This is a genomic window from Amycolatopsis sp. NPDC043887 (assembly GCF_056435665.1).
The window spans coordinates 382,677-408,650 of record NZ_JBWKEB010000008.1 but is presented as its reverse complement, the minus strand read 5'-3'; the positions used below and the strand labels follow the sequence as shown (position 1 = coordinate 408,650).

The 25,974-nt window shown below is 70.8% G+C and carries 23 protein-coding genes; 10 read left to right on the top strand and 13 right to left on the bottom strand.

Annotation, left to right across the window (positions count from 1 at the left end):
* Positions 1–43 precede the first annotated feature (43 nt).
* From AC069H_RS23685 to AC069H_RS23670, 4 genes are all read left to right on the top strand, one after another.
* Complete coding sequence (locus AC069H_RS23685; protein WP_478233845.1) at positions 44–2,551, top strand: FHA domain-containing protein; 2,508 nt, start codon at positions 44–46, stop codon at positions 2,549–2,551.
* Positions 2,552–2,735: 184 nt separating this feature from the next.
* On the top strand, positions 2,736–3,950 hold the full coding sequence (locus AC069H_RS23680; protein ID WP_478233844.1) for a glycosyltransferase family 4 protein: 1,215 nt from the start codon (positions 2,736–2,738) through the stop codon (positions 3,948–3,950).
* Entirely contained in the window at positions 3,944–4,651 is a 708-nt protein-coding gene (locus AC069H_RS23675; protein ID WP_478233843.1) for a class I SAM-dependent methyltransferase, read from the top strand. The genes AC069H_RS23680 and AC069H_RS23675 overlap by 7 nt, the downstream gene beginning before the upstream one ends.
* On the top strand, positions 4,648–5,601 hold the full coding sequence (locus tag AC069H_RS23670; protein ID WP_478233842.1) for a prenyltransferase/squalene oxidase repeat-containing protein: 954 nt from the start codon (positions 4,648–4,650) through the stop codon (positions 5,599–5,601). Before AC069H_RS23675 ends, AC069H_RS23670 begins: the two co-directional genes overlap by 4 nt.
* 61 nt (positions 5,602–5,662) lie before the next feature.
* On the opposite strand, the gene whiA is transcribed toward AC069H_RS23670, so the two are convergent.
* Genes whiA through uvrC form a run of 4 tightly spaced genes read right to left on the bottom strand, consistent with a single transcriptional unit; the run spans position 5,663 to position 10,497 of the window.
* Positions 5,663–6,652: a DNA-binding protein WhiA gene (whiA, locus tag AC069H_RS23665; protein ID WP_061980674.1), complete on the bottom strand. Its 990-nt coding sequence runs from the start codon at positions 6,650–6,652 to the stop codon at positions 5,663–5,665.
* Positions 6,643–7,644 (bottom strand): gluconeogenesis factor YvcK family protein, encoded by a 1,002-nt coding sequence (locus AC069H_RS23660; protein WP_478233841.1) that lies wholly within the window; start codon positions 7,642–7,644, stop codon positions 6,643–6,645. Before AC069H_RS23660 ends, whiA begins: the two co-directional genes overlap by 10 nt.
* Positions 7,631–8,488, bottom strand: a complete 858-nt coding sequence (rapZ, locus tag AC069H_RS23655; RefSeq protein WP_034311885.1) for an RNase adapter RapZ — start codon at positions 8,486–8,488, stop codon at positions 7,631–7,633. Before rapZ ends, AC069H_RS23660 begins: the two co-directional genes overlap by 14 nt.
* Positions 8,489–8,538: 50 nt before the next feature.
* Complete coding sequence (gene uvrC / locus AC069H_RS23650) at positions 8,539–10,497, bottom strand: excinuclease ABC subunit UvrC (RefSeq protein WP_478233840.1); 1,959 nt, start codon at positions 10,495–10,497, stop codon at positions 8,539–8,541.
* Positions 10,498–10,746: 249 nt separating this feature from the next.
* Here uvrC and AC069H_RS23645 point away from each other — a divergent pair, with 249 nt between their 5' ends.
* Positions 10,747–11,484: a S1 family peptidase gene (locus AC069H_RS23645; RefSeq protein WP_478227513.1), complete on the top strand. Its 738-nt coding sequence runs from the start codon at positions 10,747–10,749 to the stop codon at positions 11,482–11,484.
* 94 nt (positions 11,485–11,578) lie between these two features.
* On the top strand, positions 11,579–12,358 hold the full coding sequence (locus AC069H_RS23640) for an exodeoxyribonuclease III (RefSeq protein WP_478227512.1): 780 nt from the start codon (positions 11,579–11,581) through the stop codon (positions 12,356–12,358).
* Between the two features lie 172 nt (positions 12,359–12,530).
* Here AC069H_RS23640 and AC069H_RS23635 read toward each other — a convergent pair whose 3' ends face one another.
* The 5 genes from AC069H_RS23635 to rpe all read right to left on the bottom strand — a co-directional run bounded on the left by AC069H_RS23635 (position 12,531) and on the right by rpe (position 16,228).
* The gene (locus AC069H_RS23635; protein ID WP_125674999.1) at positions 12,531–12,974 is read right to left on the bottom strand and encodes a PH domain-containing protein; all 444 of its coding nucleotides are present in this window, start codon (positions 12,972–12,974) and stop codon (positions 12,531–12,533) included.
* Between the two features lie 17 nt (positions 12,975–12,991).
* Entirely contained in the window at positions 12,992–13,498 is a 507-nt protein-coding gene (gene ribH / locus AC069H_RS23630; RefSeq protein WP_340683130.1) for a 6,7-dimethyl-8-ribityllumazine synthase, read from the bottom strand.
* On the bottom strand, positions 13,495–14,769 hold the full coding sequence (locus tag AC069H_RS23625) for a bifunctional 3,4-dihydroxy-2-butanone-4-phosphate synthase/GTP cyclohydrolase II (protein ID WP_185927029.1): 1,275 nt from the start codon (positions 14,767–14,769) through the stop codon (positions 13,495–13,497). Before AC069H_RS23625 ends, ribH begins: the two co-directional genes overlap by 4 nt.
* Positions 14,770–14,822: 53 nt before the next feature.
* Positions 14,823–15,446 (bottom strand): riboflavin synthase, encoded by a 624-nt coding sequence (locus AC069H_RS23620; protein WP_016333119.1) that lies wholly within the window; start codon positions 15,444–15,446, stop codon positions 14,823–14,825.
* Between the two features lie 113 nt (positions 15,447–15,559).
* Entirely contained in the window at positions 15,560–16,228 is a 669-nt protein-coding gene (gene rpe / locus AC069H_RS23615; RefSeq protein WP_478227610.1) for a ribulose-phosphate 3-epimerase, read from the bottom strand.
* Positions 16,229–16,373: 145 nt separating this feature from the next.
* Between rpe and AC069H_RS23610 the strand changes: the two genes are divergently transcribed.
* The 3 genes from AC069H_RS23610 (at position 16,374) to AC069H_RS23600 (ending at position 19,579) form a co-directional block, all read left to right on the top strand.
* On the top strand, positions 16,374–17,609 hold the full coding sequence (locus AC069H_RS23610) for a sensor histidine kinase (protein WP_478227511.1): 1,236 nt from the start codon (positions 16,374–16,376) through the stop codon (positions 17,607–17,609).
* A complete protein-coding gene (locus tag AC069H_RS23605) occupies positions 17,606–18,265 on the top strand; it encodes a response regulator transcription factor (RefSeq protein ID WP_478227510.1) in 660 nt (219 codons plus the stop codon). Before AC069H_RS23610 ends, AC069H_RS23605 begins: the two co-directional genes overlap by 4 nt.
* A gap of 198 nt (positions 18,266–18,463) precedes the next feature.
* Entirely contained in the window at positions 18,464–19,579 is a 1,116-nt protein-coding gene (locus tag AC069H_RS23600) for a serine hydrolase domain-containing protein (RefSeq protein ID WP_478233839.1), read from the top strand.
* Here the strand turns inward: AC069H_RS23600 and AC069H_RS23595 are convergent.
* The 4 genes from AC069H_RS23595 to ggt all read right to left on the bottom strand — a co-directional run bounded on the left by AC069H_RS23595 (position 19,576) and on the right by ggt (position 24,430).
* On the bottom strand, positions 19,576–20,082 hold the full coding sequence (locus AC069H_RS23595) for a flavoprotein (protein WP_340683134.1): 507 nt from the start codon (positions 20,080–20,082) through the stop codon (positions 19,576–19,578). The two genes, AC069H_RS23600 and AC069H_RS23595, sit on opposite strands and share 4 nt — an antisense overlap.
* On the bottom strand, positions 20,079–21,515 hold the full coding sequence (locus AC069H_RS23590; protein ID WP_478233838.1) for an RsmB/NOP family class I SAM-dependent RNA methyltransferase: 1,437 nt from the start codon (positions 21,513–21,515) through the stop codon (positions 20,079–20,081). The genes AC069H_RS23595 and AC069H_RS23590 overlap by 4 nt, the downstream gene beginning before the upstream one ends.
* Positions 21,512–22,438, bottom strand: a complete 927-nt coding sequence (fmt, locus tag AC069H_RS23585) for a methionyl-tRNA formyltransferase (protein ID WP_478227506.1) — start codon at positions 22,436–22,438, stop codon at positions 21,512–21,514. Before fmt ends, AC069H_RS23590 begins: the two co-directional genes overlap by 4 nt.
* Before the next feature lie 180 nt (positions 22,439–22,618).
* Positions 22,619–24,430: a gamma-glutamyltransferase gene (gene ggt / locus AC069H_RS23580; protein ID WP_478233837.1), complete on the bottom strand. Its 1,812-nt coding sequence runs from the start codon at positions 24,428–24,430 to the stop codon at positions 22,619–22,621.
* A 97-nt stretch (positions 24,431–24,527) separates the two neighbouring features.
* Between ggt and AC069H_RS23575 the strand changes: the two genes are divergently transcribed.
* Positions 24,528–25,907: a pyroglutamyl-peptidase I gene (locus AC069H_RS23575; protein ID WP_478227504.1), complete on the top strand. Its 1,380-nt coding sequence runs from the start codon at positions 24,528–24,530 to the stop codon at positions 25,905–25,907.
* Positions 25,908–25,974: the final 67 nt, after the last annotated feature.

Here is a 25,974-nt window from a genome sequence, read left to right as displayed (position 1 = left end):
GGCCCCTTGCCGGGTGACCGCCCGATGAGACAAAGTGATCTCCGTGGGAGAGCGCAGGTCGTTGGTGGTCGCGTCGCAATGCGACTCACTGAACCTTCTCTCGTTCCTCCCCGACGCGGGGCATCAGGTCTCGACGGCCCTGCTCGACCCCGAGATCGGCGGCTGCGTGCCCGCGCTCGAAGACGGCCGCGGCCTGCTCGTCGACCCGACGATGGTCGAACTGGACGACGCGCTCGTGGAGGCCTTCGAGCGCGCGTCGGAAGACGAGGCGACGCTCTTCCTCTCGCTCGTCGGCCACGGCGAATACGCCGACGACGACTTCTACTTCCTCACCAAGGACACCGGCCTGCCGGTGGACAGCCGCAGGTCGTTCCTGTTCGCCCAGCGCATCAAGGAGCTGCTCGGCCGCTACTCGATGCTGGACGGTCTGGTGATCCTGCTCGACACCTGCCACGCCGGTATCGGGGCGAGGCAGGCGGGCCAGCGCTGGCTGAGGATCGTCGGCGAAGCGGGCAAACGTTTCGACCTGCTCACCGCCTCGGACGACCGCGTCGCGGCCAACGGGTGTTTCAGCCGGTCACTGGTCTCGGTGCTGCGGTCGGGGCACGCGGAGTTCGGCGAACGGGTCCGGTGCGCGGATCTCAAACGGGTGATCACCGGCCTGTGCCCGATGCAGACCGCCATCCACCTCGGTTTCGACGGCACCCGTGAGGTGGCCGAGGCCGATCAAGGGCTGTGGCTCGCGCTGAACTCCTCCCCCTCTTGGCGGCGTTCCCCGCTGGCGGGCAACCCGGCCGCGCCCCGGATCGAACGGCTGACCGCGAACTACCAGCAGGATCCGAAACTCGGCGAGACCGTCGGGCGCCTGCTCACCGGCGCCCGGCTGGTCGCGATCACGGGTGAGGCCGGCGCGGGGAAGTCGACCATGCTCGCCGCGCTCGCCCGGCCGTCGGTGGCCGGCTCCTATGTGCCGCCCGACTTCCTGCACGGCGTCCTGTTCGCGAGCCGCGGCGACACGGCGGAGCGGCTCGCGGGGGAACTCGCCCGCCAGTTGCGGCGCACCGTGCCCGGTTTCGCCGAAGCCGAGCAGGCTCACCATGCCGGGCTCGACGACGCCGCCCGCAGCGGTGCCAGCGCTTTCGATCTGGCGCTGCGCGGTCCCCTGCGGACGCTCGCTCCACAGTGGACCGGAGCACCGGTGCGGATCGCGATCGACGGGCTCGACGACCTCGACCCCGACGTCCGGGAACGCCTGTACGGCCTCGTCCGGAGCCTTTCGACGGACCCGGGCTTGGAGCTGGTGACGACGGTCGTGGCGACGCGGGATCCGGGGCGCCTTCCGCCCGCGGCGGAGGTTTCACTGGTACTGGCCGGCGGTTTCGAGCCACCCGGCGGGTGGTGGCCGACCGTGGATCCGCGGCCGATGACGCGGGAACCCGAGGACGCCGAAGAGTGGGGTCGCCATCACGCCGGTTCGGCCACCTCACCGAGGATCACCCCGGCCACCCTGATCATCGACGTCCCCGGTCAGCCGCCCGCGCACCACGAACTGTCCTTCGGGCTCACGACGCTCGGCCGCAGCAGGAACGCCGCGGTCCGCCTCGGGGACTCGCGGGTGTCCCGGCTCCACTGCAAGATCCGCTGGGACGGAACGACCGCGTGGCTGACCGACCTCGACTCCGCCAACGGCACCTTCGTCAACGGGCAGCGAGTGCCGGACGCCGAGCTGGCGCACGGCGACGTTCTCCGGCTCGGTGATTCGACGGTCACCTTCATCAGCGTCGCGCAGGTGGATGAGGCGGCCGAGGAAGACGTGTCCGACGTCGAGCAGGGCACCGGTGCGGTGGCCTCGCCGCGGCCGGGTCACGCGCTCCTGCTGGAACTGCTGGGGCTGGCCGCGACCCGCGGGCCCATCCCGATCTCGATCCTCACCGCGGCGAGCGCGGCGGCGGGTGGCCCGGCGCGGCGGGTGCACGTCCGTGATTTCCTGGCCGGGCTCGGAGACTCGGTCAGCCGGACGCGGGCGGGTCTCGCCGACGAAACCGTCCTGTGGACCGAAGAACAGCCCGTTCTCTCCCCCGACGCGGCGACCCGCCTGCACGCCCGGCTGGCGGCGGCGACCTCGGAGGTGGCACTCGTGACCGTAGACGACGAGCCGACGCTGGAACAAGGCTACGCGGCGGCCAACGAGGCCGAGCACTTCTGGCTCGCCGGACTCCGCGAAGACGCCCTCGCCGCGCTGGAGCGCAGGGCGTCCCACATCCCCGTCGAGAACCGGGAACGCTGGGCGGCCTGGGCGAACCGCGCCGAACGGGAACTCGGCGAGACCGACCGGATCACGCTGCGCTGCAAGGCACGGCACGCGACGTGGACCGGCAAGGCGGGTGACGCGGCCGCGGCGCTCGCCCGATTCGAAGAACTGCTGCCGATCGCCACGATCACCCTGTCGGACGGCGACGAAGACGTCTTGAGCATCCGCAACAACCTCGCTTTCTGGAGCGCCGAAATCGTATCGACGGCTCCTCGGCGAAGCGACGGGACGACTGAATGACCGGCATCCCGACGTCCTCGACCTCCGGTTCGGTCTCGCGCTCGCCAAGGCGGGCCAGGTCACCGAGGCGCTCTTGGCCTGGACCCTGCTGCTCGGCGATTCCGTCGAGGTCCGCGGCGAACGGCACGACGAAACCCGGAAGATCCGCGAACAGCTCGTCTACTGGGGTACGCGGGAGTGAGCGGTGAGCGCACTGCGGATCGCGCTCCTGACCTACCGCGGGAACCCGCGCAGCGGCGGGCAGGGCGTGTACGTCCGGCATCTGAGCCGCGAACTCGCCGCGCTGGGGCATCACGTCGAGGTGCTGTCCGGGCCTCCGTACCCTGAGGTGGATGACGGCGTGCGATTGACGAAGATCCCGGGGCTCGATCTGTTCGCGGAGCCGAATCCCTTCCGGACACCGCGACCGGGTGAACTACGCGATCTGCCGTCCTGGGTGGAGTTCCTCGGCATGCGGCGCGGCGGCTTCCCCGAACCTCTCGCGTTCTCCCTGCGTGCCGCCCGCGCTCTCGCGAAACGCCGGGGCGACTTCGACATCGTCCACGACAACCAGGGCCTCGGCTACGGCATGCTCCATTGTGGACTGCCGACGATCGCCACCGTCCACCACCCGATCGCCGTCGACCGGGCGTTGAAGCTCGCCACCGTCACCGGGCGCGAAGCGGCACGGGTCAAACGGTGGTACGGGTTTGTCGACATGCAGCACCGGGTCGCCCGGCGGCTGCCCACGCTGACGGTGTCGCGGGCGTCCCGGGCGGCCATCGGCCGGGAAATGGGTGTGCAGGAGGATCGGATCCACGTCGTCCCGCTCGCCGCCGACACGAGGTTCTTCCGGCCGCGCCCCGAGATCCCGCGGGTCCCGGGGCGTGTCGTGGCCACTGCGAGCGCGGACGAACCGTTGAAGGGGCTCGAACACCTCCTGACGGCGTGGGAACGGATCGAGGGTGAACTGGTGATCGTCGGCAAACCGAAACCGGACGGCCCGGCGGCGCGGGCGCTCGCCCGGCTCGGCCCCGGCGCCGGCGTCCGGTTCGTCGGCGGGCTGACCGACGACGAACTCGCGCGGTTGCTCTGTTCCGCCGAAATCGCTTGTATACCTTCGTTGTTCGAAGGGTTCTCGCTCCCGGCCGCCGAGGCGATGGCCTGCGGGACGCCGGTCGTCGCGACGACGGGCGGGGCGCTTCCCGAGGTCGTCGGCGACGCCGGGATCCTCGTGCCGCCAGGTGACGTACCGGCGCTCGCCGAGGCGCTCACCAAGGTCCTCGGCGACGAACACCTGCGCGCCGACCTCGCGGCCCGTGGCCTGGAGACGGCGGGAGCGCTGAGCTGGCAGCGCACCGCCGAGGAGACCGCGGCGTACTACCGGCGTGTCCTCGGCCGGGAGCGTGCGGGATGCTGACCGTCGACTTCGACCGGTTCCCCGTCGGCCCCGGGGACCGGGTGCTGGACCTCGGCTGCGGCGACGGCCGTCACGCCTACGAAGCGTACAAACGCGGCGCGGACGTGGTCGCCGCCGACCTCGACGACATCGCGCTCAAACACGTGCGGGATATGTTCGCCAATCTGGCGGAGGCGGGCGAGGCTCCCGCCACGGCTTCGGCGCTGGCCGTTCGCGCGGACGCCCTCAGGCTTCCGTTCCCGGACGGTTCGTTCACGCGGGTGATCGTGGCCGAGACGCTGGAGCACATCCACGCCGACCGGACGGTGCTCGCGGAGGCGAGCCGCGTGCTGGCGCCCGGCGGCAGGCTGGTGGCGACCGTGCCTCGCTGGTGGCCGGAGCGGATCTGCTGGCTGCTCTCGGACGCGTACCACGAGGTCGAAGGCGGGCACATCCGGATCTACCGCCGCCGCGAACTGCTCGGCAAGCTCAGGGAAGCCGGACTGCGGACGGAAGGCGGCCATCACGCGCACGCCCTGCACTCGCCGTACTGGTGGCTGAAGTGCGCCGTCGGTCCCGACGAGGAGCACCGGCTCTGCGCGCTGTACCACCGGTTCCTGGTCTGGGACATCATGCGGAGCCCCCGGCCGGTGCGGTTCGCCGAGTGGGCGCTGAACCCGGTGCTCGGCAAGAGCCTCGTCGTCTACGCGCGCAAACCGTGAAGGCCACCGCCGCCACGATCGCGGCCGTGCAGCGGCCGGACGGCGGGATCCCTTGGGAGACCGGCGGTCACCTCGACCCGTGGAACCATCTCGAAGCCGCCATGGGGTTGGACGTCGCCGCGTGCGGGGCCGAGGCCGAAGCCGCGTACGACTGGCTGGTCCGGAACCAGCGCCCTGACGGGACCTGGGCTGCCCGGTACCGCGACGGCGGAATCGACTTGTCCACTATGGACACGAACTTCACCGCCTACGTCGCGGTCGGGACGCGGCACCATTTCCTGCTGACCGGCGACCACGCGTGGCTGGAGCGGATGTGGCCCGTCGTGGAAAGGGCCGTCGACGCCGTCCTGCGGCGGCAGCAACCATCTGGCGCCATCTCCTGGCGCGACGACCCTGAAGTCCGCCTGGTCGCGGGATGCAGCAGCATCCACCACGCGCTGACGCAGGCGCTGGCGCTCGCGTCCACGACGGGGCTGGACCGTCCACAATGGCGGGACGCGGCGCACCGGCTGCGCGCGGCCCTGGTCGGCGAGCCGCGGCTGTTCGCGGCGAAACCGCACGCGATGGACTGGTACTACCCGGTTCTGGGCTCCGTGGTGACCGGCGCCGACGCCTCGGCGCGGCTGGCGGCGGGCTGGGACCGGTTCGTCGCACCAGGGCTGGGTGTGCGCTGTGTGCACCACGAGCCGTGGGTCACCGGCGGGGAGACCGCCGAACTGGCACTGACTCTCGCCGCCCGCGGAGACCGGGCCCGCGCGGGCGAACTCCTCGCGTGCGTGACCCGGCTCCAGCTCGACGACGGCTCGTACTGGACCGGCTATCAGTACGCGGACGAGGAATTCTGGCCGGACGAGCGCACCACGTGGACCTCGGGCGCCGTCCTCCTGGCGACCGCCGCCCTCGATGGCGACCCGGCCACGTGCGAAGTCTTCGGGGAACACCGCATTTAGTCCTCTGGATGCGGTCCTTGCACACGCAATTACCGCATCCAGAGGACTGAACGCGAGCTGATCAGGCCTCGTCTTCTTCGAGCATGTCCGGCGTGACCGCGGATTCGGTGTCCGGAATGCCTTGTTCCTTCGCCTTCTTGTCGGCCATCGCCAGCAGGCGGCGGATCCGGCCGGCGACGGCGTCCTTGGTCATCTGCGGATCGGACAGCTGGCCCAGCTCTTCGAGCGAGGCCTGCCGGTTCGACAGGCGCAGTTTGCCCGCGGCGAGCAGGTGGTCCGGGGCGGATTCGCCGAGGATGTCCAGCGCACGCTCCACCCTGGCCGCCGCCGCCACGGCCGCGCGAGCCGAACGCCGCAGGTTCGCGTCGTCGAAGTTCGCGAGCCGGTTCGCGGTGGCGCGCACCTCGCGGCGCATGCGCCGCTCTTCCCAGGCGAGCACACTCGTGTGCGCGCCGAGCCGGGTCAGCAGCGCGCCGATGGCGTCACCGTCACGCACGACGACCCGGTCCGCGCCGCGGACCTCGCGCGACTTGGCCTGGATGCCCATCCGCCGGGCGGCGCCGACGAGCGCCAGCGCGGCCTCGGGACCGGGGCAGGTGACTTCGAGCGACGACGAGCGCCCGGGTTCGGTGAGCGAACCGTGCGCCAGGAACGCGCCGCGCCAGGCGGCTTCCGCGTCGGCGACACCACCGGACACGACGGCGGCGGGCAGCCCGCGCACCGGGCGGCCGCGCTGGTCGATCAGGCCGGTCTGCCGGGCGAGCCCCTCGCCGTCCTTGACCACCCGGACGACGTACCGCGTGCCCTTGCGCAATCCACTGGAGGAGATGACGTGGACGTCGGACTGGTGTCCGTACAGTTCGTGGATCTCCTTGCGCAGCCGCCTCGCCACCGAACCGGTGTCGAGTTCGGCCTCCACCACGACGCGGCCGGCCACGATATGCAGCCCGCCCGCGAATCGCAGCATCGACGCGACCTCCGCGCGGCGCGGGCCGATCTTGGTGATCTCCAGCCGGCTCAGCTCGTCCTTCACGGCGGCGGTCATCGCCATCGCTGCCCCTCCATACCTTCAGCTCCTCCCCCGGTGAGACCGAGAGCGTCCCGCATACAGCCCGCGAGCGCATCAGGATCATGCCGCCCCGTCACGACCGGGTCAGCCACCGCCCCCAGCAACGCCCGCGCGCCCAGTCTCCCGGCGGCGTCCCGCAACCGGGCTGGTGAGGGCACCGAGTCACGATCCGCGATCACCGCGTCCACCCGCAATTCCGGGGCGTGTTCGAAGAGTACGTCCAAATGCTTCTCCGGCGAGAACCCCGCCGTCTCCCCCGGTTGGGGGATCAGGTTGAGGATCACGACCTTCGTGGCGTCCGTTCGGAGCAACGCGTCGTGCAGATCCGGCACCAGCAGATGGGGCAGCACACTGGTGAACCACGACCCCGGGCCGAGGAACACGACGTCCGCGCCGAGCACCGCCTCGATCGCCTCGGCGCAGCCACGCGGGGGCCGGTCGGCCTGGCCGGACGGGTGCAGGCTGATCCGGTGCACTTGCCCCGGGGTCGTCGCCACCGCCACCTGACCGCGGATCCGCCGGACCGCCTCGGGATTCTCGGCGTCCAGCCCCGAGACCTCACCCTGGATCTCCAGCGGTTCGGGTGACATCGGCAGGACGCGGCCGGAGACGCCCATGAGCCTGCTCGCCTCGTCGAGCGCGGCGACCGGATCCCCGAGCACCTCGAACAGCCCGGCCAGCAACAGGTTTCCGACCGCGTGCCCGGCGAGCGCGCCGTCGCCGCCGAAGCGATGTTGGAACACCTCCGCCCACAGGGTCCCGCCGTCCTCGGCGGCGAACGCGGCGAAGGCCTGCCGCAGGTCGCCCGGCGGGAGCAGCCCGAGCTCCCGGCGCAGCCTGCCGGACGAGCCCCCGTCGTCCGCGACGGTGACCACGGCGGTGACCTGCGAGGTCACCCGGCGCAACGCGGTGAGGGTGGCGTGCAGGCCGTGCCCGCCCCCCAGTGCGACCGCGCGCGGATCACTCGCGGCCAAGGTCGCGGTGCACCACCTTCACGGCCATACCGTCCTCATTGGACAGACGCTGGGCGAGTTCCTCGGAAATGGCGACACTGCGGTGCTTCCCGCCCGTGCAGCCGACGGCCAGCGTCAGGTACCGCTTGCCTTCGCGCTTGTAGCCCGCGCCGATCAGGCGCAGCAGCTGGTGGTAGCGGTCGAGGAACTCGTCCGCGCCTTCCTGGCTGAGCACGTAGTTGCGGACCTCGCCTTCGAGACCGGTGTGGTCGCGCAGTTCCGGGATCCAGAACGGGTTCGGCAGGAATCGGACGTCCATCACCAGGTCGGCGTCCATCGGCAGGCCGTACTTGTAGCCGAACGACAGCACGGTGACCCTGGTCTGCGTGCTCGCCTCGGAGCCGAAGGCGTCCTCGATCTTGGCGCGCAGGTCGTGCACCGAAAGCGACGAAGTGTCGAGCACAAGGTCGGCCTCTTCCCGCAGCGGCTCCAGGAGCGTGCGCTCGGCGGTGATGCCGTCGGCGAGCCTCCCGTCGCCCTGCATCGGGTGACCGCGGCGGACGGCCTCGAACCGGCGCACCAGCACCGCGTCCGTGGCCTCCAGGAACAGGACTCGCGGCTTGTACCCGCGGGCGTCGAGGTCCTTGATGACCGACGCCAAGTCGTCGGTGAACGCGCGCGAACGCACGTCCATCACCACGGCGACCTTGGTGATCGCGCCCCGCGCCTGCGCGCCGAGCTCGACCATGGTCGCGATCAGCTCGGGCGGCAGGTTGTCCACCACGAACCAGCCCAGGTCCTCCAGGCATTTCGCGGCGGTGCTGCGGCCCGCTCCGGACAGACCGGAAACGACCGCGACCTCCATCCCCGAACCGCGGCCTTCTTCTTGCGCACTCACGATGGTCCCTTCACCGATCACGTACCGGACTCCCCCGCCGCCGCGGCTTTCTCCCCTGCGAGTGCCGCGACGACCGCTTCGGCGGTGCGCCTGCCGAAGCCGGGCACCGCCTCGATCTCCTCTATCCGCGCTTCGCGGAGCTTCTTCACCGAGCCGAAATGCTTGATCAGCGCGGTACGGCGAGCCTGCCCCAGCCCGGGCACACCGTCCAATGCGGACACCTGCATCCGTTTGGACCGCTTCTCCCGGTGGTACCGGATGGCGAAGCGGTGCGCCTCGTCACGCAGCCGCTGCAGCAGATACAGCGCGTCGGAGGTGCGCGGCAGGATCACCGGGTCGGGGTCGCCCGGGAGCCACACCTCCTCCAGCCGCTTCGCCAGGCCGACCACGGCGACGTCGGTGACGCCCAGTTCGGAGAGGACGTCCGCGGCGGCGGTGGCCTGCGGGCCCGCGCCGTCGACGACGAGCAGGTTCGGCGCGTAGGCGAACTTGCGCGGCTTGCCGGTCTCCGGGTCGATGCCCGGACGGTCCGGATCGACCTCGGCACCCTCGGCGTTTTCCTTGAGGTAGCGGGAAAACCGGCGACGGACGACTTCGGCGATCGAGGCGACGTCGCCTTCCTCCGCGGCCTCGCGCAACGCGAAGCGCCGGTACTCGGACTTGCGCGGGATCCCGTCCTCGAACACCACGAGCGACGCCACCACGTCACTGCCCTGGATATGGCTGATGTCGACGCATTCGATGCGCAGTGGCGCGGTTTCCAGCGCCAGGTAGTCCTGCAGTTCCGCCAGCGCGGCCGACCGCGCGGTGAGATCGCCGGCGCGGCGCAGTTTGTGCTGGGTGAACGCCTCGCCGGCGTTGCGCGTCACCGTCTCCGCGAGGGCGCGCTTGTCGCCGCGCTGCGGGACCCGCAGGCTCACCCTCGACCCGCGCAGCCCGGAAAGCCACTCGCCGAGCGCCTCCGCGTCGGCGGGCAGTTCGGGGACGAGGACCTCGCGCGGCACCGGCGGGCCGCCGTCGGGATCGTCCGCGCGTTCGGCCTGCTCGCCGTAGAACTGCGTGATGAAGTGGTCGACGAGTTCCTGGACGCCCATCTCCTCGGCCTTGTCGATCACCCAGCCGCGCTGGCCGCGGACCCGGCCGCCGCGCACGTGGAAGACCTGGACGGCGGCTTCGAGTTCGTCGTGGGCGAAGGCGACGACGTCCGCGTCGGTACCGTCGCCGAGCACGACCGCCTGCTTCTCCATCGCGCGCCGCAACGCGCCGAGATCGTCCCGCAGCCGGGCGGCACGCTCGAACTCCAGCTCTTCGGACGCGGCCGCCATTTCCTGTTCCAGTCGGCGGATCAGCGCGTCGGTGCGGCCGGCGAGAAAATCACAGAAGTCCTCGACGATCGCGCGGTGTTCGTCGGCGGAGACCTTGCCGACGCACGGCGCGGAACATTTGCCGATGTAGCCCAGCAGGCAGGGCCTGCCGATCTGGCCGTGCCGTTTGAAGACGCCCGCCGAGCAGGTGCGCGCCGGGAAGACCCGGAGCAGCAGGTCGAGCGTTTCGCGGATGGCCCAAGCATGCGCGTACGGACCGAAATACCGCACGCCCTTCTTGCGCGCGCCGCGATAGACGTGCAGGCGCGGGAACTCCTCGTTCATCGTGACGGCGAGGACGGGATAGCTCTTGTCGTCGCGATAACGGACGTTGAACCGCGGGTCGAACTCCTTGATCCAGTTGTACTCCAGCTGGAGCGCCTCGACCTCGGTGCTCACCACGGTCCACTCGACGCTCGCCGCCGTCGTCACCATCTGGCGGGTGCGCGGGTGCAGGCCGGTGAGATCGGCGAAGTACGAGTTCAGCCTGCCGCGGAGGCTTTTCGCCTTGCCGACGTAGATGACCCTCTTCGTGGCGTCACGAAATTTGTACACGCCGGGGGCGTCCGGGATGCTCCCCGGCGAGGGACGGTAGGTGGTCGGGTCAGCCACGCCGCCAAGCCTATGGGGCACCACCGACAGTCTTACGAGGCCCCGTCCTTAGCCGCGCTCCGGTCAACCCTTCGAGTGGCCATTCCCACGATCCGGTCCGTATTTCACTACGTATACCGACCTAAGTCGGGTCTTCGGCCGGAACCGACGTTCGTTGGTTCCTAGCGAGTGAACCGGTTGATTACTTTCCGTCCCAGTTCCACTTCACTCGGTTCTTCGTCAGATGACGCTCGAAAGGACTCCTGCACCGTGAGCCGTCTTCGTACGCTGGGCGCCGCCACCCTCGCCGCCGCAGCCCTCACCATGACCGCCGGCGCGGTCGCCTCCGCGGGCACCCCCACCGGTGTCCAGCCCAACATCGTGGGCGGCGGCACCGCCCCCACCGTGAGCTGGGGCGCCCAGATCTACGTCAACACCCCGGGCCGTCAGTGGGACGGGTTCAACTGCTCCGGCAGCGTCATCGCCCAGCGCTGGGTCCTGACCGCCAAGCACTGCCTCGACTCCGACGGCAGCGGCATGCGGGTCCGCGTCGGCAGCAACCAGCTCCAGGGCGGCCGTGAGATCGCCGTCGACCGCAAGGTGTCCTCGCCGAACGGCGCCGACATCTCGCTGCTGCACCTGGCCTCCGACGCCGGTGTCACGCCGATCGGCCTGGCCAGCTCGAACCCGTCGGTCGGCAGCACCAACCAGCTCTACGGCTGGGGCCGCGAGACCCCCACCGGCCCGCCCGCCTCGGCGCTGAAGGTCGCCAACGTGCGCGTCACCGGAACCTCGCGCGACGCCTACGGTGGGCCCGCCATCCAGAGCGTCGGCATCGACGGTTCGGCGTGGAAGGGCGACTCGGGCGGTCCCCAGGTCTTCAACGGCGTCCAGGTCGGTGTCGCCTCGACCGTGCAGAACCAGAGCGGCTCGAACATCCGCGGCACCAACAACTACGGCAGCGTCGCTTCGGCCCGCTCCTGGATCCGCTCGACCACCGGGGTCTGACCTCCACCCCGGCCGGCCCCTGTCGCGACGTGACCCGTCGCGGCAGGGGCCCTTTCACGTCAGGGTGTCGGTGGGGTGTGGGACGCTCGCGGGCATGCGGATCGCGACCTGGAACGTGAACTCGATCGGACCCCGGCTGCCAAGGGTGCTGGACTGGCTCGGCTCGGTACAGCCGGACGTGCTGTGCTTGCAGGAACTCAAATGCGGCACCGACGCCTTCCCCTTCGACGCCGTGAAGGAATTGGGCTATGAGACGGCCGCGTACGGCATCGGACGCTGGAACGGCGTCGCGATCGTGTCCCGCGTCGGCTTGGAAGACGTGACACGGGGCCTGACCGGCGAGCCCACCTTCGAGGACAAGGCCGACGCGCGGGCCATCGGCGCCACCTGCGGCGGGCTGCGGCTGTGGTCGGTGTACGTGCCGAACGGGCGTGACCTGGAGAACCCGCACTACGGCTACAAACTCGCCTGGCTTTCGGCGCTGGAGGCGACCGTGCGGGAGGAGCAGGCGCGCGGGCTGCCGTTCACGGTGCTCGGCGACTTCAACATCGCGCCGACCGACGCGGACGTGTGGGACATCGGCCTGTTCGCCGAATCGACGCACGTGACCGAGCCGGAGCGGAAGGCGCTCGCCGCGCTGCGCGACCTCGGGCTGTCCGATGTGTTCCCGCGGCCGCTGAAGTACGACCACCCGTTCACGTACTGGGACTACCGGGCCGGGAACTTCCCGAACAACAAGGGAATGCGGATCGACCTCGTCTACGCCGACGCGACGGTGGCCGGTGCGGTGACGGATTCCTATGTGGACCGTGAGGCGCGGAAGGGGAAGGGGCCCTCGGACCACGCGCCGATCGTGGTGGATCTTTCGCTTTGAGCGCTTGCCGGTCCGTGAAGGCCTCCTTGCCTACCTTGAGGGTAGTGAAGGAGGCCTTCACGGACTTGGTGACCTGGAGGTCGCGGTCGGCACCCCCGAACGCAATGAAGGGGCCTTTCATAGCAAATTTTGCTATGAAAGGCCCCTTCATTGCACTGCAAAGAGAGCCGCGTCAGCCTTCCCAGGCGGCCTTGTGCAGCCGCCGCAGCGCCCGCACCGCGGCCACCGCGCGTTCCCGGTCCACCGCCTGCACCGCCATGACCGAGTAGTACTCGTCGTCCGGCAGTTCCAGCCGCGCCCACGAGGCCCCGTCCGGGAAGCTCACCGAGAGCACCTCGCTCCACGCGAACTTCTTGGTCATCAGCACGTTCCGGACCTCGATGCCGTCGGCGTCGGCCTTCACGCGCGCGGTCGCGAACAGCATCGTGCCCGCGGCGAGCAGGACCCCGATACCGATCATCGCCGCCTGGTCGGACGGCTGGAAGATCACGCCGGTGTCCGAGCCGCGCAGCAGGACCGCGACGACCACGAACGTCGCCAGCATGATCACCGCCAGCACCGAGCACATCACCAGGGCACGGCGGGGCCGCACCACCACGACCTCGGATTCCGTCATCACATCCGCCTCGACGCTCACACGAAGCCCCGCTCGGTCCACGGCTGGCGCAGGTTCCGCAACGCGTGCGCGGCGTCCAGCGCGGCGACCGTCGCTTCGTAGCCTTTGTCCTCGGCGGAGCCGGGCAGCCCCGACCGGTCGAGGGCCTGCTGCTCGGTGTCGCAGGTGAGGACGCCGTTGCCGACCGGGGTGCTCTCGTCGAGCGCGACCCTGGTCAGGCCCGCGGTGACCGCGTCGCAGACGTACTCGAAATGCGGCGTCCCGCCCCGGATGACCACGCCCAGCGCGACGACCGCGTCGTGCGTGCGGGCCAGCGCCTGCGCGGCGACGGGCAGTTCGACGGCGCCCGCGACGCGCACGACCGTCGGCTCCTCCTCCAGGTCGGCCGCCTTGGCCGCCTCGAGGGCGCGTTCCAGCAGCGCGCTCGTGATCTTCGTGTGCCAGCGCGTGGCCACGATCCCGAGCCGGATGTTCTTACAGTCGGACAGGTCGAGTTCGACGTCCGGACGGCCCTCGCCGCTCACCGCGTGCCACCTCCGTTGCCCTGGTCGACCTCGGCGCCGACCTGGTCGAAATGCTCCAGCTGGGACAGGTCGTGCCCCATCCGGTCCCGTTTGGTCTTGAGGTAGCGCAGGTTCTCCGGGTTCGGCGAGATCGGCAGCGACACCCGCCCGCTCACCCGCAGGCCGTAGCCCTCCAGCCCGACCCGCTTGGCCGGGTTGTTCGTCAGCAGCCGCATCGAGCGGACGCCGAGGTCGCACAGGATCTGCGCGCCGGTGCCGTAGTCCCGCGCGTCGGCGGGGACGCCGAGCTGCAGGTTCGCGTCGACGGTGTCCGCGCCGGCGTCCTGCAGCTGGTAGGCCTGCAGTTTGTGCAGCAGCCCGATGCCGCGGCCCTCGTGGCCGCGGATGTAGAGCACGATCCCGCGCCCTTCCTTGGCGACCGCTTCCAGCGCGGCCTCCAGCTGCGGGCCGCAGTCGCAGCGCAGCGAACCGAAGACGTCACCGGTCAGGCACTCGGAGTGCACGCGGACCAGGATGTCCTCGCCGTCGCCGATCTCGCCGTAGACGAACGCGATGTGCTCGATCCCGTCGAGCAGGCTGTCGTAGCCGACCGCCCGGAACGTGCCCGCGGCCAGCGGGATACGCGCCTCGGCGACCCGCTCGACCTGCTTCTCGGTGCGCCGCCGGTACGCGATCAGGTCGGCGATGGTGATCATCTTGAGGTCGTGGTCCGCGGCGAAGACCTCGAGTTCGTCGCGGCGGGCCATGTCGCCCTCGTCCTTCTGCGAAACGATCTCGCAGAGCACGCCGGACGGGGAAAGCCCGGCGAGCCGGGCCAGGTCGACGGCGGCTTCGGTGTGCCCCGGGCGCCGCAGGACACCGCCCTGCTTGGCGCGCAGCGGGACCACGTGGCCGGGCCGCCGGAAGTCCGACGCCTTGGACGCCGGGTCGGCGAGCAGCCGGACGGTGTGCGACCGGTCGGCCGCGGAGATACCGGTGGTGATGCCCTCCGCGGCGTCGACCGTGACGCTGTACGCGGTGCCGCGCTGGTCCTGGTTCGTGTGGTACATCGGCGGCAGGTCGAGCCTGTCCGCCTCGGGTTCGGTCAGCGCCACGCAGACGTACCCCGAGGTGTAGCGCACCATGAAGGCCATCAGTTCCGGCGTGGCCTTCTCCGCCGCGAAGATCAGGTCACCCTCGTTCTCGCGGTCCTCGTCGTCCACCACGACGACCGGACGGCCGGCCTTGATGTCGGCGATGGCCGCCTCGATGGCATCGGCGTTCACGGCCACCCCGCCTCCACAGGGGGTCAGATCCGCCGACCCCGGAATCGCACTCGTCTCGCTCACGCCCGCTCCTCCGTACCGCCATTGTCCCCCTGCGCGCGCAGGTGCGGCATGGCCAGCTTCTCGACGTACTTGGCGACCACGTCGACCTCGAGGTTCACCAGGTCACCCGGGGTGTTCCGGCCGAGCGTGGTGAGTTCGAGGGTGGTCGGGATCAGGGCGACGGAGAACTCCTCGTCGGTCACCGAAGCGACCGTGAGGGAGACGCCGTCGACCGCGATCGACCCCTTCTCGACCACGTACCGGGACAGCTTCTTCGGCAGCGCGAACGTGGTGAGTCCCTGCTCGTCGCGTTTGAGGAAGACGCCGGTGCCGTCGACATGGCCCTGCATGATGTGCCCGCCGAGCCTGCCGCCCGCCGGCGTCGCGCGTTCGAGGTTGACGACGTCGCCGACCTGCACCTTCGCGAGGCTGGAGCGCTGCAGGGTCTCGTGCACGACATCGACGGTAAACTCACCGCCCGCCACCGCGACCACGGTGAGGCACACGCCACTCACCGCGATGGAGTCGCCGTGCCCGGCGTCGCTGGTCACCAGCGGCCCCCGAACGGTCAGTCTCGCGGCGTTCGGGACCTGCTCGACCGCGGTGACCTCGCCGAGTTCCTCGACAATGCCGGTGAACACTCCTGCTGCCCTCCTCCTGGCTCGCACCGTCGCTGGGAACGGTGCTCCCCACATCCAACACCCATCGGGGCCGATTCCTTCTCCTGACCCGACGGCGGATCACCGAGGCGGGATCAGCCGCGGACGCGGGCCGCCTGCTCGCGCAGCGCCGCGACCGCCTTACCAGGGTCTTCGGCACCGTAGACGGCGGAACCGGCGACGAAGCAGTCCACACCGGCTTCGGCGGCCTGCTCGATGGTGTCGGCGTTGATCCCGCCGTCGATCTCGACGACGAGCTTGAGGTGGCCGGTGTCGACGAGGCGCCGCGCGGTGCGCACCTTGTCGAGGACGCCCTCGATGAACGACTGACCGCCGAAACCGGGCTCGACCGACATCACCAGCAGCGTGTCGTAGTGCTTGAGCGTCTCGAGGTGGTCCTCGATCGGCGTGTTCGGCTTGATCGACAGACCGGCCTTCGCCCCGGCGGCGCGCAGGTTCTTCGCCAGCGCGATCGGGTCGTGCGCGGCCTCGACGTGCACGGTGACGTTGTAGGCGCCCGCCTCGGCGTACCCGATGGCCCACTTGTCGGGGTTCTCGATCATCAGGTGGCAGTCGATCGGCACGTCGGTGGCCTTGAGCAGAGACCGCACCACGGGCAGGCCCAGGGTCAGGTTCGGCACGAAATGCGCGTCCATGACGTCGACGTGGACCCAGTCCGCGCGGGTTTCCCCCTCCCCCGCGACGGCGCGGATCTCTTCGCCGAGGCGGGCGAAGTCCGCGGAGAGGATGCTGGGTGCGATCAAAGGTCGGTGAGCCACGCGCCCGAGTGTAGGAGGGCGCCGCTAACGCCCGCTAACCGGCTGTGACCGGCGACCCGGTCTGCAGTATGACGCGAAATGGCACCGCAGTGGGAGGTGCGCGCACGCGCCGCCGAATAGCGTTCCGGTCATGGTCAACCCCCTGAAACCCCTCGTGCGGATCGGCGGCTACCGCAGCATGCCGTTCGGGCTCCTCGGCATGGTGATGACGGCGGTGCCGTTCCCGATCGCGCTCATCCCCGCCGTGCTGATTCCCGGCGACGTGCGGCTGAAGTTCGTCTACGGGATGCTCGCCATGGGCGTGCTGGTCGTGCTGGCCGGTTTGCCGGGGCCGATGCGGCGGGTCGGGATCTGGTTCTCCAACCAGATGCTGGGCACCCGGATCGCGCAGCCCTTGCCGAACACGAAGGTCGCCTGGGCCGAGCGCTGGCGTTCGGCGGCCTGGCTGCTCGTGCACACCGCGCTCGGCTGGGTGCTGTTCGGCCTCGGCTGTTTCCTGATGCTCGGCTTCGTGTTCGCCATCGTGTGGGCTGGAGGCGGCGGCAGCCCCATCGAGTTCTTCGGGGAACGGGTGACGATCGAATCGGGCACCGGCGGGCTGTGGACACTGCCGATCGCGCTGGTCACGCTCGTCGTCATCGCCTACGTCCTCGCAGGTTTCACCAAACTGTTCCAGTACAGCGCGGTCGCGCTGCTGGGTCCCTCGGCCGCCGAACGCGTCGCCGCCGCCGAAGTCCGGGCGAACCACTTCGAACAGCGCAACCGGCTGGCCCGCGAACTGCACGATTCCATCGGCCACACGCTGACGACGTCGACCATCCAGGCGGCCGCGGCCGCCGAACTGGTCGATTCCGAACCGCAGCTGGTGCGCCGGGCGCTGGGCACCATCGAGGAGTCGTCCCGTGCGGCGCTCGAAGACCTCGACCACGTACTGGGCCTGCTGCGGGACGACCGGTCCTCCCGCGAACCCGAACGACGGCTGATCGAGGTCGGCACGCTGGCCGAACGGGCTCGCGCTGGTGGCGCGGTGATCGACTACGAGCTGAGCGGGCCCGCCGCGGAACTTCCCGCGACCCTTTCGCGGGAGGCGTACCGGATCGTCCAAGAAGGACTGACGAACGCGCTGCGGCACGCTCATCCCGGCCCGGTGACCGTGCGGGTCGCGGTGCTCGCCGACGCGTTGCGGATCGAGATCGTGAACCCGCTCGTGGAGCACACGGCCGCTTCCGGCCGCGGCGGCAACGGACTGCCGGGTCTCACCGAACGCGTCGAAGCGCTGCGCGGCGAGCTCGTCGCCGGCCCCGCCGTCGACGGGGAGCCGCTGTGGCGGCTGGTGACCACGATCCCGCTACGGTCGCGCCCATGACCCTGCGTGTCCTGATCGTCGACGACGAACCCTTGCTGCGTGCCGGTTTGCGCTCGCTGCTGGACAACCAGCCCGATCTGACCGTGGCCGGGGAGGCCGGCGACGGCGGCGAAGTGGTCGATCTGGTGCGGCGGACGCATCCCGACGTGGTCCTGATGGACGTACGGATGCCCGGGGTGGACGGGATCGAGGCGACCCGGCGGGTACTGGCCGAAATCCCCGAACCGCCGAAGGTCCTCGTGATCACGACGTTCGACAACGACGACTACGTCTACGACGCGCTGCTGGCCGGGGCGAGCGGATTCCTGCTGAAGCGGGCCCGCAAGGAGGAGTTCGCGCACGCCATCCGGACCATCGCCGCCGGGGAGACACTGCTGTTCCCCGACGCCATCCGGCGGATGGTCACCGCGCGCCCGACGCCGTCCGGCCTCGCTCCGCGGCCTTCCTCGCTGACGAAACGGGAGACCGAGGTGCTGCGGCTCATCGCCACCGGGATGTCAAATGTGGACATAGCGGCCGAGTTGGTGATCAGTCTCGAAACCGTCAAGACCCATGTGGGCAACATCTTCGGGAAGCTGGGCGCGGCCAACCGGAGCCAGGCGGTGGTGTTCGCCTACGAGACCGGCATCGTCGCACCGGGGCACAGCCTGCGCTAGGCCTCTCCTCGCGCGGCCCCACGCCCGGCCGTGTCGCGAAAGTGGCCGCGGCGCCTTGCACCCGAGAGTCCGTGAAGGCCTCCTTCCCTACTTTGAGGGTAGGGAAGGAGGCCTTCACGGCCAGGTGGGGCAGACCCCCGGTCCGGCGTGGGGCCTGCCCCATGGCCACCGCGCCCGAGCGTCCCTAGCTTGGTATCCATGCGAAAATCCTTGCCAGGCAAGAAGATCATCGCCACCGGTTCCCTGGTCGCGCTGCTCGCCGCGACGACGGCCACCCCGGCGCTCGCCGTGACCGGGGCCCATCACGACGTCGACAAAGCGCTGAAAACGCTGGTGCTGGACGGAGTTCCCGGCGCGCAGGCGACGGTGACGAACCCGTCCGGGCGGACGTGGTCGGAGCGCGAAGGCGTCGGGAACGTCGAGACCGGGACACCGTTCCCACACGGCTCGAAGTTCCGGGCGGCCAGTATCACGAAGACGTTCGTCGCCGTCCTCGTGCTGCAACTGGTCGCCGAGGGAAAGGTCCGGCTGGACACGCCGATCGACCGGTACCTGCCGGGGCTCGTCAGCGGGAACGGCAACGACGGCACGAAGATCACCGTGCGCCAGCTGCTCCAGCACACCAGCGGGCTCTACGACTATCTCCGTGACCTCGACCTCGAGGAGTGGCGCCATCGCGGTGCCGAACCCGAGGAGCTGGTGGCGATCGGTCTCGCGCATCCGCCGTCGTTCGCGCCCGGCACGAGCTGGTCGTACTCCAACACGAACTACATCATCGCCGGGATGCTGATCGAGAAGCTCACCGGTCGTTCCGTCGCCACCGAAATCCGGAGCAGGATCACCGAACCGCTCGGCCTGCGCGACACCTCCCTGCCGTCGCGCGGCGACGAAGACTTGCCGTATCCGCACGCCAGGGGCTACGCACCGGGCCACACCGACTACACCGAATTCGATCCGTCGGCCGCCGGGGCCTCCGGCGGGCTCATCTCGACCGGCGCGGACCTGAACCGGTTCTACGGCGCGCTCGTCGACGGCCGCCTCCTGCCGCGTGCACAGCTGGCGGAGATGCAGCGGACTGTTCCTGCGCCCGTCGGGCTCCCGGGCGGGGAGTACGGCCTCGGGATCGCGTCCGTCCCGCTGTCGTGCGGCGGCAGGTTCTGGGGGCACGGTGGGAACATCGTCGGCTACGCGAACCTGTCGGGCGCCGTCCCGCACGGCAGGCGGGTGAACGTCGTGGTGAATCTGAATCCCGCGCCGCCCAAGGTGGCCGACGACCTCGCCAAGGCGCTGGACACCGGGTTCTGCGCCCGCTAAACCGACGGCAGCAGGTCCAGCACGGAGGTCCACGAGGCCTCCGGGCTGAGCCTCGCGGTGGTGACCCCGGCGGAGGCGAGCGTGTCGAGATGGCGTTGCCACGCCGGATGGTGGATCCGCGTGTCCTGGATCTGGTAGCCCAGCACGATCGTGATGCCCGGCGTGCCGAGGACGTCGCCGAGCAGGGTGAGCGCCTGGTTGTCGGCGATGCCCAGCGCCAATTTCGCGACGGAGTTCGCGGACGCGGGCGCGAAGAGGAACACCTCGGGATCCGGATGCGGCCGGGGTTCGCCCGGCAGCCGGGAGGTACTGCGGACCGGCAGCTCGGTGCACTTTTCGAGGTCACCGAACCCGCCGGTCTCCTCCAGCCAGCGGGCCGCGGTGGGGGTCAGCGTGATCGCGAGCTCCCAGCCGCGGTCCGCGGCCGGTTTCGCGAGCTGCGCGGCGAACCGGGTGTCCAGTCCGCCGCACGAGCTCGCGACCAGGCCGAGGACCCTGCTCACCCGGCGGATTCCGGCTTCCGCAGGACGGCGCAGAACATCGCGTCCGTGCCATGGCGGTGCGGCCACAACTGGACGTACGGGCCGTTGCCGAGCTGCGGGACACCCGGGAAGAACTCCCGCGCGTCGACGATCTGGGCGCCGGCGCGGCGTGCGGTCTCCCCCACGACGCCTTCGGTCTCGGCCAGATGCGGCGAGCAGACGACGTAGGTGACGATGCCGCCGGGCCGGACCAGGTCCAGCGCCGCGATGATCAGCTGGCCCTGCAGTTTCGTCAAGTCCGAGATGTCGCTGGGCTGACGGCGCCAGCGTGCCTCGGGGCGGCGCCGCAGTGAGCCGAGTCCACTGCACGGCGCGTCGACCAGGACGCGGTCGTAGCCCGGTTCGAGACCGGTCTCGCGGCCGTCGGCGACGTGCACGGTCACCGGCAGGTCCTGGACGGCCTTCTCGATCAGCTTCGCCCGGTGCGGGGCCTTCTCGACGGCGTCGACGGTCGCGCCGGCGGCCACCGCCAGCGCGCCGAGCAGCGCGGCCTTGCCACCCGGGCCGGCGCACAGGTCCAGCCACCGCACGTCGGTGCCGGAGACCGGGACTCTCGTGACGGCGTAGGCGCACAGCTGGCTGCCCTCGTCCTGGACCGCGGCCAGCTTTTCCTTGATCGGTTCGAGGTCGCCGGGGTCGCCGGAGCCCGCGGGCAGCCGGACGCCGTAGGGCGAGTACGGCGCGACGTCGCCACCGGTGATGGCGGCCAGCTCCTCGGCGCTGATCTCGCCGGGCCGGGCGACCAGATGGACGTCGGGGCGGTCGTCGTCGGCCTCCAGGGCCGCCTTCAGCTCAGGCCCCTTGTCCCCCAAGGCTTCCGCGAACGACCGGGCGACCCAGCGCGGATGCGCCGTCCGCAGGGCGTAGGCCCCGATCGGGTCGGCGGCTTCGTCGGGCGCCAGCTCGTTCAGCCAGGTCTCTTCGTCCTTTTCGGACACCGAGCGCAGCACGGCGTTCACGAAACCCGCGATCCAGGAACCGACTTCGGCGCGGACGAGGTCCACAGTGGACCCGACGGCGGCGTGCTGGGGGATGCGGGTGCGCAGCAGCTGGTACGCGCCGAGCCGCAGCCCGTCCAGCACGATGGCGTCCACCTTGGCCAGCGGCCGGTCGAGGCAGGCCTCGATGACGGCGTCCAGCATGCCGACCGCGCGGCAGGTGCCGTAGGTCAGTTCGGTGGCCAGCGCCGCGTCACGACCGGAGATCCGGCGGGTGCGCAGCAGTTGCGGCAGCACCAAGTTCGCGTATGCGTCGTCCTCCCGGACCGCGCGCAGGACGTCGAAGGCGACCTGGCGAGCCGGGTCGATCTGCGGCGGGCGGCTCGGCCCCTCTTTACGCTGGCCCGGACGGCCGCGATCCGGCCTCGACGGCCGGCGTTCCCTACGCTCGTTCACTGCAGGCGCTCTCCTTGTTCGATCCTCGTACCGCGCGCCCAGTCGGTGGCCGCCATCCGCTTCTTCCCCTGCGCCTGCACCTCGCCCAGCCGCACCGGCTTCGACGCCGTGCCGACCAGGACCCGCTTGCGCTCCACGACCAGTTCACCGGGCGGGGGCCCCGGCTCGTCGACGACCGTCACCGGGCCGAGCTTCAACCGCTCGCCCCGGAACTCCGCCCAAGCGCCCGGTTCCGGCGTGACCGCGCGGATCTGCCGGTCGACCGCGGTGGCCGGGTCGGCGAACGACACGCGTGCGTCCTCGACGGTCACCTTGGGCGCGTAGGTCACTCCGTCGCCGGTCTGCTCCACCGCACGCAGCGTTCCGTCGGCGATCCCGTCCATCGTGGACACGAGCAGCTTCGCCCCGGACTCCGCCAGCCTGGCGAGCAGTTCCCCGGCGGTGTCGGTGTCGGCGATCTGCTCGGTGACCACGCCGAAGACCGGGCCCGCGTCGAGTTCCTTGACGATGCGGAAGGTCGAGGCGCCGGTGATCTCGTCCCCGGCGCGGATCGCGGCCTGGACCGGCGCGGCGCCACGCCACGCGGGCAGCAGCGAGAAGTGCAGGTTGACCCAGCCGTGCGCCGGGATGTCCAGCGCGGCCTGGGGCAGCAACGCCCCGTACGCGACCACCGGGCACGCGTCGGGCGCGATCTCCGCGAGCCGGGCGAGGAACGCGGGGTCGCTCGCCTTCGGCGGGGTCAGCACCTCGATCCCGTGCTCGTCGGCCAGCGCGCCGATCGGGGACCGGACGACCCGGCGGCCGCGGCCGGCCTGTGCGTCCGGGCGGGTGACGACGGCGACGACCTCGTGCCGCTCGGACGCGAGGAGCGCGCGCAGCGACGGGACGGCGGGCTCGGGGGTGCCGGCGAAGACGAGGCGCATCAACGCACCTCCGCCGGGGGGACGGGTACCTCTGACTGGGCGAACATCGCCGCTCAGTCTAGAAGGGCCCCGCCGCCGGGGCGCGCTCGCTCTCCCCGTGCCCACCGAGGGCCGCGATGAAGGGGCCTTTCATCGCAAATTTTGCTATGAAAGGCCCCTTCATTGCACGTGAGCGGGGACCTACCGCGGCGGCCAGGGCAGCACGACGGCCGCCGAGCCGCCACCCCGGCGCGTGGGTTCGGCGGCGGCGAGCCACCGGCCGTCCTGCAGCCGTTCGACACCGGTCGCCGCCCCGATCTCCGCGGGCGTCGCCGAGAAGCCCTGTCCCTTGGCCTTCAGCGCCTTGAGCACCTCGGTCTGATCCAGGAACACCCGCTCGACCTGCGCGGCCGCGGAGTTCCGCTGCGAAGCGCGCGGTTCGGCGATCGCGTCGGCGAGCTTCAGCCCGCGGTCGATACGGCCGGTGAGGATCTGCAGCACCGTGGTGATGATCGACGCGCCACCGGGCGAGCCCACGGCGAGGAACGCCTTGCCGTGGTCGAGCACGATGGTCGGCGCCATCGACGAACGCGGCCGCTTCGCCGGGCCCGGCAGGTTCGGGTCGGGCACACCCGGCGTCACCGGAGTGAAGGAGAAGTCGGTCAGTTCGTTGTTGAGCAGGAACCCGCGGCCCGGCACGACGATGCCGCTGCCGCCCTCCTGCTCGATGGTCAGCGTGTACGCGACGACGTTGCCCCACCGGTCGGCGACCGTGAGATGCGTGGTGTTCTCGCCCTCGTACGGCGTCGGCGCGGCGTTCGTCCCCGCCACACACGGCGTGTGCTTGCGCGGGTCGGCCGGTGCGACCGGGCTCGTCCCGGCCTTCGCGGGGTCGATCAGGCACGCGCGGCTGTCGGCGAACTTCTGGCTGATCAGTTCCTTCGCCGGGACGTCGACGAAGGCCGGGTCGCCGATCCACCGGTTGCGATCGGCGAAGGCGTACCGCGTCGACTCCAGGAAGTAGTGCAGGTAGTCGGCCTTCTCCCGTTTGGAGAGCTTCGTGTTCTCGAGGATGTTCAGCGCCTCGCCGACGGTCAGCCCGCCGGACGACGGCGCGGGCATGCCGTAGACGTCGAGGCCGCGGTACCGGGTCTTGGTCGGCTTCCGCTCGACGACGCGGTACTTCGCGAGGTCGGCCGCCGTCATGTCACCGGGCCGGACGTTCAGCGTCGACGCCGGGTCCACCGGCGGCTTCCGGACGGTGTCGACGACGTCCGCGCCGATCGGGCCGCGGTAGAGCACGTCGGTGCCCTTGGCGGCGAGCTGCGCGTACGTGCCGGCGAGGTCCGGGTTCTTGAACGTCGTGCCGACCACGGGCGGCGCGCCGCCGGGCAGGTACAGCGACCTGGTCGACGGGAACGCCGAGAAGCGGGCGGCGTTGTTCGCGATCTGGGTGGTGAAGGTCTGGTCGACGGTGAAGCCCTTGCGGGCGAGGAGTTCGGCGGGCTTGACCGCCTTCGCCAGCGACCTGGTCCCCCACTTGCGCAGGGCTTCGTCCCAGGTGGCGGGCGTGCCGGGCACGCCGACGCCCAACCCGCTGGTGACGGCCTCCGGGAACGGGATCGCCTTGCCGTTCTCGACGAAGAGGTTCTCGTTCGCCGTCGACGGCGCGGTCTCGCGGCCGTCGAGGGTGTGCACCTTGCCGGTGCGCGCGTCGTAGTAGACGAAGAAGCCGCCACCGCCGAAGCCCGCGGAGAACGGGTCGGTGACGCCCAGCGCGGCCGCCGTCGCGACGGCGGCGTCGACGGCGTTGCCGCCCTCGCGCAGGATCTTCGTGCCGATCGCGGTCGCGTCCGCGTCGATACTCGACACCGCGCCCAGATAGCCGACGGCGGTCGGCGACTTGGGGGTCGGTGGTGCCGCGGCCGCGGTACCCGGCGCGGCCGTGCCGACCAGTGCGGCGATCGCGGTGACTGCGGTGATGCGTCCCAGAGTGCTTCTGTGCGCGGCCATGGCGCGAGTCTGCCCCGCCTGTCCACCTCGGACAAGACCCGGCCGGACCTGCGAACGTCGGTAGTGCGGGCAGGCCTCGATGAGAAGAATGCGGCCCATGAAGACACCCGGCAGGCGGCGGAGCGCGCTCCTCCCGCTGCTCATCGCACTCCCCGTCCTCGCTGTCCCCGGCGTCGCCCGAGCCGAAGGCGCCCGTGCCTGCTTCGACGAGTCCGCCGCGATCACCGTCGAGGAGAAGCGGCTCACCGCGACCCTGCCTTCGGGTGGCCCGGCGGTCGGTCCGGAGCTCGTCCGGCTCGCCGGATTCGACAAGCTCGTCTCCGACTTCACGGCCCGTCTTTGCGCGACCAAGACCGCTTTGCGCGCCGGGAAGCTCGCCGGGACCGCCGGTGACGGGCTCTGGCGGACCGCGGTCGACCGCGCGCAGGGCCGCCGTCCCGATCTCGGCACCATCGACAAGGCCGACGACCGCCCGCTCTATTGGGCACGCCTGCGGATGAGCAAAGCGCTGCGGCAGTGGACGCCGAGCTTCCCGCTGTCCGCACCCGCCCGCGCGGAGCTGCTGAAGACGTTCGACCTCGGCGCGCGCGGACTCGACGACTCCCGTTTCCCGTCCGGCCCGAAGCTGCGCCGGGTGCTGGTGAGCGGATTCGACCCGTTCACCCTCAACGGCGCGGGAGTCCGCATCGCGAACCCGTCGGGCGCGGCCGCGCTGCACCTCGACGGCAAGGTGATCCAGACCCCGACCGGTCCCGCGCAGGTGCAGGCCGTCTCGTTCCCGGTGGTGTGGAGCTACTTCGACGCCGGCATCGTCGAAGCGGCCTACGGTCGGGCGTTCACGGACCGCTTCCGCCGCCCGGAGCTGATCATGACGATCAGCCAGGGCCGCCCGGGCCGGTTCGACATCGAACGCTGGGCCGGTGCGTGGCGCGGTGGCTCGCCGGACAACCTCGACGAGCCCGTCCGCGGCCCGGTCCCGCCCGCCCGCGGCTGGCCGCAGCCGGACGTCCAGTTCATCGAAACCACGCTGCCCTACGAAAAGATGCTCGCCGCGCCCGCCGGGGCGTACCAGGTGCTGTACAACCAGGCGTTCTGCGTCTGGCCGGACAGCTCGAAGCCGGGGACCGGCACCGCGGTGTGCCGGACGGACGCGCCGAAGCCCGGTGAGGTCGCCGCTTCGGGCGGGGGCGGCAATTATCTGTCGAATGAATCGATGTTCAGAAGCAACCGGCTCCGGACGGGACTCGGCCTGGACGGGATCGCGGGCGGGCACCTGCACACGCCCGTCCTCGGCACGCCCGCCGATCCTTCGGCGCTGACCGACGCCGGCTTCGAGGCGCGGCGGGCGGCGATCTCTTCGCAGATCGTCACCCTGCTCACCGCCGCTCTCGGTGGCTCAGCCGCGAAGCCGGCTACGCCCGCTCCGGGCTCTTCGGCCCGCGCCGACGTCCTCGCCACCCCCGGCACGACGCTCTGACCCCGCGCAATTAGTCCTCTGGATGCGGTAGTTCGAGGTCGAACTACCGCATCCAGAGGACGAAACG

What these genes read in the sequence shown, in the direction of transcription:
- AC069H_RS23675 (WP_478233843.1), top strand. Translation starts at nt 3,944, where the DNA reads ATGCTGACCGTCGACTTCGACCGGTTCCCCGTCGGCCCCGGGGACCGG.
- whiA (WP_061980674.1), bottom strand. Translation starts at nt 6,652, where the DNA reads ATGGCGATGACCGCCGCCGTGAAGGACGAGCTGAGCCGGCTGGAGATC.
- rapZ (WP_034311885.1), bottom strand. Translation starts at nt 8,488, where the DNA reads ATGGAGGTCGCGGTCGTTTCCGGTCTGTCCGGAGCGGGCCGCAGCACC.
- AC069H_RS23640 (WP_478227512.1), top strand. Translation starts at nt 11,579, where the DNA reads ATGCGGATCGCGACCTGGAACGTGAACTCGATCGGACCCCGGCTGCCA.
- AC069H_RS23635 (WP_125674999.1), bottom strand. Translation starts at nt 12,974, where the DNA reads ATGACGGAATCCGAGGTCGTGGTGGTGCGGCCCCGCCGTGCCCTGGTG.
- AC069H_RS23610 (WP_478227511.1), top strand. Translation starts at nt 16,374, where the DNA reads ATGGTCAACCCCCTGAAACCCCTCGTGCGGATCGGCGGCTACCGCAGC.
- AC069H_RS23605 (WP_478227510.1), top strand. Translation starts at nt 17,606, where the DNA reads ATGACCCTGCGTGTCCTGATCGTCGACGACGAACCCTTGCTGCGTGCC.
- AC069H_RS23600 (WP_478233839.1), top strand. Translation starts at nt 18,464, where the DNA reads ATGCGAAAATCCTTGCCAGGCAAGAAGATCATCGCCACCGGTTCCCTG.
- fmt (WP_478227506.1), bottom strand. Translation starts at nt 22,438, where the DNA reads ATGCGCCTCGTCTTCGCCGGCACCCCCGAGCCCGCCGTCCCGTCGCTG.
- ggt (WP_478233837.1), bottom strand. Translation starts at nt 24,430, where the DNA reads ATGGCCGCGCACAGAAGCACTCTGGGACGCATCACCGCAGTCACCGCG.
- AC069H_RS23575 (WP_478227504.1), top strand. Translation starts at nt 24,528, where the DNA reads ATGAAGACACCCGGCAGGCGGCGGAGCGCGCTCCTCCCGCTGCTCATC.